The organism is Propionispora hippei DSM 15287 (assembly GCF_900141835.1).
Classification (GTDB): Bacteria; Bacillota; Negativicutes; order Propionisporales; family Propionisporaceae; genus Propionispora; species Propionispora hippei.
This window is the reverse complement of record NZ_FQZD01000070.1, coordinates 1-6691: the sequence shown is the minus strand read 5'-3', so window position 1 is coordinate 6691 and position 6691 is coordinate 1. Positions and strand designations below refer to the sequence as shown.

Sequence of the window (6691 nt, the reverse complement as noted above, 5' to 3'; positions counted from 1 at the left end):
GTAACAAAAGGTTATTATGTTACATAAAGGCTTTCCTGTTACATTTATAACACGCAAACAGATGGTTCCCATTACACGGCTGCCGGAAAAGTTTCATTCCTTTCCACACTTTCTAGCAACCGCGCCAGAAAGGTAGGTGAGCAGCTTTTTCAAGTCCTATTTACGCAGATTTATTGTACTTATATCACCGTATAGTCAGAGGAGGATTCTATGGGTTTATTTGCCAATTTAAAAGTCCTTTATAAACTTGCCAGCTTAATTGCTGTAGCACTACTTGCTATAAGTTGCATTGGTTATACCGGTTTTTATTACTTAAATCATTCCCATAACGCCATGACCGCACTATACCAGGAACGACTGGTTCCGGTGCAGACAATCGGCGAAATTCGCGATTTGACCCGCAAGGCCAACGGAGCTATTTTAGAGACCATGCTCACCGTGGACGATAAAAAAGGGCAGGAACTACAAGCCACATTGCAGGACGCGGCCCAAAAGGTCAATGAAAAACTGCAGTTTATCGATAAACTACCGCTTGATGACAACGCCCGGGCCCTGTTGACCAAATCCAACGCGACGCTGAGCAAATACCGGGAAGCACGAAAAGAGGTGCTAAGTCTGGCGGCGCAGCACAAAAATAACGAGGCCTTTGCGCTATACACCACCCAGGTCGAGCCGCTGGCGCTGGCCTTTATCGGCGGATTACAGGAGCTATCCAATTACTATGTTACTCTGTCGGAACAGACCAACAAGGCCAGCGAGGACTATTTCGCCCGGGCCATGATCATCGTTGTGTCTATTTTCCTATTGTCCTGCCTGCTCCTGATCGGCAGCGGAATAGCCATCGCCAGAAATATTACTGTCCCGCTTACGGCCATGGTGGAGCTTTGCCGCACCTTTGCCACCGGTGATTTTCGCGTCCAGCGGCTGATGCCCCAGCGACGCGACGAACTGGGGCAGTTGGCGGAGGCGCTGGAACACACCCGTTCCAGCCTGCAGGGCCTGATCAACCAGGTTAGTACTTCTATTGAACAGGTAGCCGCTTCTTCGGAGGAGCTAAGCTCCGGCGCCGGACAGTCGGCCCAGGCTGCCAACCAGGTAGCTCTGGCCATCACCGAAGTGGCCAAAGAGCTGGAAAACCAGGTAACTACCGCTAACGAAACTTCAGCCATAGCCCAACAGATGTCCGCCGGCATTGAGCAAATTTCCGCCAATACGGCGGAAGCCTCCACCAGTTCACAGCAGGCTGCCGGCAAGGCCAATCAGGGCGATGCATCCATTCAGAAAGCCGTGGCTCAAATGCAGCATATCGACAATACTGTAACTACCCTGGCCCGGGTAGTAGCCAAACTGGGGGAACGCTCCAAGGAAATCGGGCAAATTGTCGACACCATTTCCGGCATCTCCGGCCAGACCAACCTGCTGGCCCTAAACGCTGCTATTGAGGCGGCCCGGGCCGGTGAGCAGGGCCGTGGTTTCGCGGTTGTCGCTGAAGAAGTGCGCAAACTGGCCGAACAGTCTCAGGACGCAGCCAAGCAAATATCAACCTTAATCGGAGAAATCCAGAGTGATACCGAAATGGCGGTTGTAGCCATGGAGGAAGGCTCCCGGGAAGTCAAGCTGGGTACGGAAGTCGTCAGCACTTCCGGCCAGGTTTTTCAGGAAATTGTCACAGTCATTCACCAGACTTCCGAACAAGTAACAGAAATCGCCGCTGCCATAGAGCAGATGGCGGCCAGCAGTCAGCACGTCGCTATGGCAGCCAAAGAAATCGACACGTTAAGCCGGGCGGCAGCCAGTGAAACACAGACAGTTTCCGCCGCTACGGAGGAACAGCTGGCATCGATGGAAGAGGTTTCCTCCGCCAGTCAGACGCTGGCCAGACTGGCCACGAACCTGCAGGGAGAAATCAGCAAATTTCAAGTCTAGTTGTTTCCTACTCGCCAATAATTTTAATCAATACCCGCTTATCCCGTTTTCCGTCGAATTCACCATAAAAAATCTGTTCCCAGGTGCCAAAATCCAGCCTGCCGCCGGTTACGGCAACAACCACCTCCCGCCCCATGACTGTCCGCTTTAAATGAGCATCGGCGTTATCTTCATAACCGTTATGCCGGTATTGGCTGTAGGGTTTTTCAGGTGCCAGCCTTTCCAGCCAGACTTCAAAATCCTGGTGCAAGCCCGGCTCATCGTCATTGATGAACACGCTGGCCGTAATATTCATAGCATTGCAGAGCAACAGGCCCTCCTTAATGCCGCTTTCCCGCAGCGCTTCCGCCACATAGCCGGTTATGTTTAAAAAGCCTCGCCGGCCGGGAATATGAAAAGTCAGTTCTTTCCGGTAATGCTTCAAGAGATTCCCTTCTTTCCGTAACTTTTTAAAAAAACAACTTACATACTCCTTTCTTTCCGGCACATACTAAACGGAAAAGAGAGGATGATTTGATGAAAGCCACCAGGGCGGAAGAAATTATCAATTCTCCCGATGTAATCGGTGTCCTGTACCGCAGTAACGACGTATGGCTGGAAAAGGTCGACAAGGGCACCAGCAAGGCCGAAGTCACCTACATGGAAAAAGGCAATACGATTACCGTGGATATTGACCAGTTGGTGGAAACCGGACCTCTAAAGCTGGAATAACCCTTCCTGTGCCATTTTATGGTTTCGTTACTATCGTAGCTATAAACCCCCGATAAAGTCAACCGTTTAAAAACAGCCAGAGTATGCCCCCGGAGCGGGCAAACTCTGGCTGTTTTGTATCAATAGTACCTTATCAAACCTTGCTCCGTGAATACTAACGGTATATTTGCCGCAAGCCCTTTTCGTTGTCAGTCAGCATACTTCCGGCATGCCTTCCCCCGCCTTGCCTTGCAAAAAAATAGTTTCGCCAGTATTCTACAGTTTTAGGATTGACAAGGTACTAGCCAATCCAATACCAACTGCTGAAGGCCGCCGTAAAAAAGATCAACCCGGCTGCACTGGCCAACAGCCAGGCACAATACCAGAATTTCGGCAGCTTGGCCAAGACAAAATAGACCGGAAAAATAACCAACACAAAGCGGGCCAGGCTATACAAAGGATATACTGTTGAAGTCGACAGCAGCGGTATTAACAGCCAGGCTCCGCCCAAGAGCAGGTAGGACGGCTGAACACCGCAAAAGCCGCCGGCTGCCAGGCAAACCAGAGCAACCAATACAAGTAGCTGATCGGCGATTACCCCTATTTCAAAGATGGACACACCACGACTGATATACAGCATATTATGCCATAAGTTGCTCCAGGGCAGTCCAAACTGACGTCCCCAGGCCTCCTGTCCGTGCAAAAACGCGAATCCATCGCCAAATTGCCGGTAATTGTACAGGCAAAAGCCCAGAAAAGCCATCAGCGGAAACAAGAACGCCAGGCGGGCCACCGCCCGGCCTATTCTGTTGCCATAAGTCCGGTAGCTTTCATAAAGCATAAACAGGCTTAGTACAACCCCGATATTTCTTGTTAATGCCGCCAGAGCACCCCACAGCCCGGCATAAACCCAGTTGCGCCGCCGGCACAGATAGACGCAGGAAAAGGTGCATACTAAAAAGAGCGGCTCCGTGTATACGCTCTGCAAAAAAAAGGAGGTGGGAAACAGCGCATAAACCAACAGGCCGCGAATAGCCAACTGCTCCGGAAAGTCCAGCCGCAACAGGCGGTACAAAAGAGGATAGGTAATTAAAGCGCAGACATTGCTCACCAGGAAACCTGCCAGCGCATAACTCAGTCCGCTACTTGCCACCGCTTTAATAAGCAGGATAAATAAAGGAAAGAAAACGATGGACTGCTTGCTATAGCCATGTTCAGCTACAAAGGTATACCAATGGGCGTCCCATTTGAATAAAGCATTGGCAAGCTCAGGCAGACCATACACGCCGGGATTCACAAAACCGGCCGGCGGTCGCTGGACCAGACTGGCAGCCAGCGTCACACCAATATACATACATAGCAGATGCACCCCGCAGGCCAGCCAGACCGGATGTCTATATAACAGTTTCATCAACGACCTTCTCCAGCGCACTTTCCTGGGTAACCACAAGCTTAGCCGTCTCGCAGCTTGGGGCCGGCAACAGCCATACCCAGCGGTTGTTTAGAGTGAACGACCAGCAGGCGGCCGCTACTATGCCGGCAAACTGGCCGGCATAAATATTCCAACCCAGCAGGGTGAAGCCTTTTGCCGTCAGTCCGGTAACCAAAATACCCAGACAGGATACCATAAGATAAGGAGGAAACCGTTTGATCAGGCTGACCGGCGCCAGGCTCCGGTCCCGCCAGGTCAGCCAGTTGTTTAACAGGAAATTATGGACCATAGCCAGGAACGACGCCATACAGGACGCCTGCAAATCACCCCATAGCTCCAGGCTGATAAAAAAGTTCAATAGCTTCATATTAACGACTACGCCAATAGCCCCAATAAGACAAAATAGGATAAACCGCATATCCTGGGGGCTTGTCCAGAGCAGCCTCGCCACGTGCCGCAGATAGTTCCACTGCTCCCGCAGGCACATCTTAGAAACGCCTTGATCACGGACGGCAAAAGAGTAAGGCAATTCATGCACGGTCCGGTACTTTCCTTTTACGAGGATTTCGAGCAGAATTTTCCACCCTACAGGCTCCAGCCGAATATGGTCTACTACCGCCCGCCGCAAGCCAAAATAGCCACTGGTAGCGTCGGAAATGTCACGCAGCCGCCTTATGGCCAGATTGGCCAGCTTTCTTGCCACCCAGGATACCAGCTTGCGCCACCCGTTTAGTCCCCCGTCGGAGCCGCCCGGAATAAACCGGCTGGGAATCACCACATCGTACTGCCTCAAACGTTCCACTATCAGAGGAAGGATTTCCGGCGGATGCTGGAGATCGGCATCCATCACGATGATATACTCACTGTCCGATGCCTCAATCCCTTCAGCCACCGCCTGAGCCAACCCCCGGCGATTACTGCGGTGAAACCACCGCACATGACTATCCTTCTTGGCCAATTGTTTTAGTATCTCAGGCGTATCATCGGAACTGTCGTCGACAAACAAAATTTCATACCCGGTCCCGGCCGGCAGGCTCGCCTGTATCCGGCTGGCAATCGCAACAACATTATCCCGTTCGTTATAGGTCGGGATGACAATACTGAGCTCCATCAGCAATTCCTCCTTGATCTGGCCTTTACTAGCCGGCGACTGAGTCACGCTGACGGTCTGTATCCCCTTCCAAAATAAATGCGACTTAGTCTCCGGGCAAATGACTGTATAGCAGCAAAAGCGGCTGCTTTCACCGCAATACAGTCCCGTATATGGTTGTACCGCATCACCCCTAATCCCGTGGATACTGACGGTACATTTTTCACTGCAATTGCCGTCAGTCGGCATACGTCCGGTATGCCGACTTCCTCCGCCTTGCTTTACGAAAAATCTCCCCGTCATTACCTACAGTTTTAGAGATGATACGGTACTAGGTTGCCAAAAGATCAGGAAAAACATACAGTATCCTGTTGCTGCAGCATTTGTCCGGACCAAACAGTCAGGTCATAATCAACGGCAGCTTACCCTTGATGGCCAGGCACAATCGATTTTCCACCTCATCCCAGTCAATCAGCTCCATAATGCGTTGAATATAGTCCTCCCGCTTATTCTGGTAATCCAGGTAATAGGCATGCTCCCATACATCAATAACCAGAATGGGAATCGATCCCCACTGGGTCAGGTTCTGATGTTTTTCAGCCGTCAGTATCTCCAGTGCCTGCCAGGCTGGATTCCAAACCAGTATGCCCCAGCCCGATCCCTCCACCTTGGCGGTGGCGGCCATAAACTGTTCCATGCCGGCCCGAAAACTGCCAAAGCGGGCGGTCATCTGCTGCCTCGTTACCGGTCCCGGTCTGCCGCCATAGCCCTCTGGCGCCAGAATAGTCCAGTACACACTGTGCAAAATATGTCCCGAACCTTGAAACGCCAATTCATTCTCCCAGTACTTAACGAAAGTGTAATCCCCTTCAGCCCGCGCCTGCGCCATCTGAAGCTCGGCCTTGTTCAATCCATCCACATAAGCCTGATGATGTTTGTCATGATGGATACGCAAGGTCTCTTCACCAATAACCGGTTCCAGCGCATCATACGGATATGGCAGCGGCGGCAGCCGGTGTTTTCCTAAAGGGACACTTTTCTCCCGGATATCCCGCAACACCTGATTCATCCCTCCTGCCGGTTCAATGAAATTTCCCCTTCACTATCAGCCTATGAAGCACCCGGCCGGCAGGGAACCGCAACTTTCACAACTGCCTCTTTCTACCGGTCAAACCTGACCAGACTCCGCCAAAGTCCGGCCCAAAAACCGCTAACTTCCAACCATAATATCGCGAGAACAACCATGACAAAAAGGAGTAAGTCACAGGAGAATCGATGAAAACAAGTCGGACATGGTATACTCAAAGGAGCAGGAATAGATCGAGGGACGGTTTGGAGATAACTCCGCTTTTAGAACATGATCAGATTGTCTTAGAGTACAGAGAATTGCTGATAAACAGCGAACAATAAACTTTAAAAAATCAGACAATCCATCCTGCTAATTACGTACGAGGGGTGGTTGTAGTGCAAGCCTTGTTACCCTGTTGTTGTGGAGTAGATGTCCATCGAGATGTTGTACAAGCTTGTATCTTAAAAGGGTTAAGCGATAACCC

The 6691-nt window shown here is 51.1% G+C and carries 6 protein-coding genes; 2 read left to right on the top strand and 4 right to left on the bottom strand.

Going from position 1 to position 6691, the window contains the following annotated elements:
* Positions 1 to 210: 210 nt before the first annotated feature.
* Positions 211 to 1926, top strand: coding sequence for a methyl-accepting chemotaxis protein (locus F3H20_RS19645; protein WP_149736534.1), 1716 nt, complete (start codon positions 211 to 213; stop codon positions 1924 to 1926).
* Between the two features lie 7 nt (positions 1927 to 1933).
* Here F3H20_RS19645 and F3H20_RS19640 read toward each other — a convergent pair whose 3' ends face one another.
* The gene (locus F3H20_RS19640; protein WP_149736533.1) at positions 1934 to 2350 is read right to left on the bottom strand and encodes a secondary thiamine-phosphate synthase enzyme YjbQ; all 417 of its coding nucleotides are present in this window, start codon (positions 2348 to 2350) and stop codon (positions 1934 to 1936) included.
* A 92-nt stretch (positions 2351 to 2442) separates the two neighbouring features.
* Here F3H20_RS19640 and F3H20_RS19635 point away from each other — a divergent pair, with 92 nt between their 5' ends.
* Positions 2443 to 2637, top strand: a complete 195-nt coding sequence (locus F3H20_RS19635) for an H-type small acid-soluble spore protein (RefSeq protein WP_091752068.1) — start codon at positions 2443 to 2445, stop codon at positions 2635 to 2637.
* Positions 2638 to 2917: 280 nt separating this feature from the next.
* Here the strand turns inward: F3H20_RS19635 and F3H20_RS19630 are convergent, their stop codons facing one another.
* From F3H20_RS19630 to F3H20_RS19620, 3 genes are all read right to left on the bottom strand, one after another.
* Complete coding sequence (locus F3H20_RS19630; protein WP_149736532.1) at positions 2918 to 4027, bottom strand: mannosyltransferase family protein; 1110 nt, start codon at positions 4025 to 4027, stop codon at positions 2918 to 2920.
* Positions 4011 to 5159 (bottom strand): glycosyltransferase, encoded by a 1149-nt coding sequence (locus F3H20_RS19625; protein ID WP_188128430.1) that lies wholly within the window; start codon positions 5157 to 5159, stop codon positions 4011 to 4013. The genes F3H20_RS19630 and F3H20_RS19625 overlap by 17 nt, the downstream gene beginning before the upstream one ends.
* A gap of 379 nt (positions 5160 to 5538) precedes the next feature.
* Positions 5539 to 6207 (bottom strand): superoxide dismutase, encoded by a 669-nt coding sequence (locus tag F3H20_RS19620; protein ID WP_149736530.1) that lies wholly within the window; start codon positions 6205 to 6207, stop codon positions 5539 to 5541.
* Positions 6208 to 6691 lie beyond the last annotated feature (484 nt).

Bases quoted from the DNA above. Each gene is read 5' to 3' on its own strand.
- F3H20_RS19635 (WP_091752068.1), top strand. From the start codon at position 2,443: ATGAAAGCCACCAGGGCGGAAGAAATTATCAATTCTCCCGATGTAATC.
- F3H20_RS19620 (WP_149736530.1), bottom strand. From the start codon at position 6,207: ATGAATCAGGTGTTGCGGGATATCCGGGAGAAAAGTGTCCCTTTAGGA.
- F3H20_RS19630 (WP_149736532.1), bottom strand. From the start codon at position 4,027: ATGAAACTGTTATATAGACATCCGGTCTGGCTGGCCTGCGGGGTGCAT.
- F3H20_RS19645 (WP_149736534.1), top strand. From the start codon at position 211: ATGGGTTTATTTGCCAATTTAAAAGTCCTTTATAAACTTGCCAGCTTA.
- F3H20_RS19625 (WP_188128430.1), bottom strand. From the start codon at position 5,159: ATGGAGCTCAGTATTGTCATCCCGACCTATAACGAACGGGATAATGTT.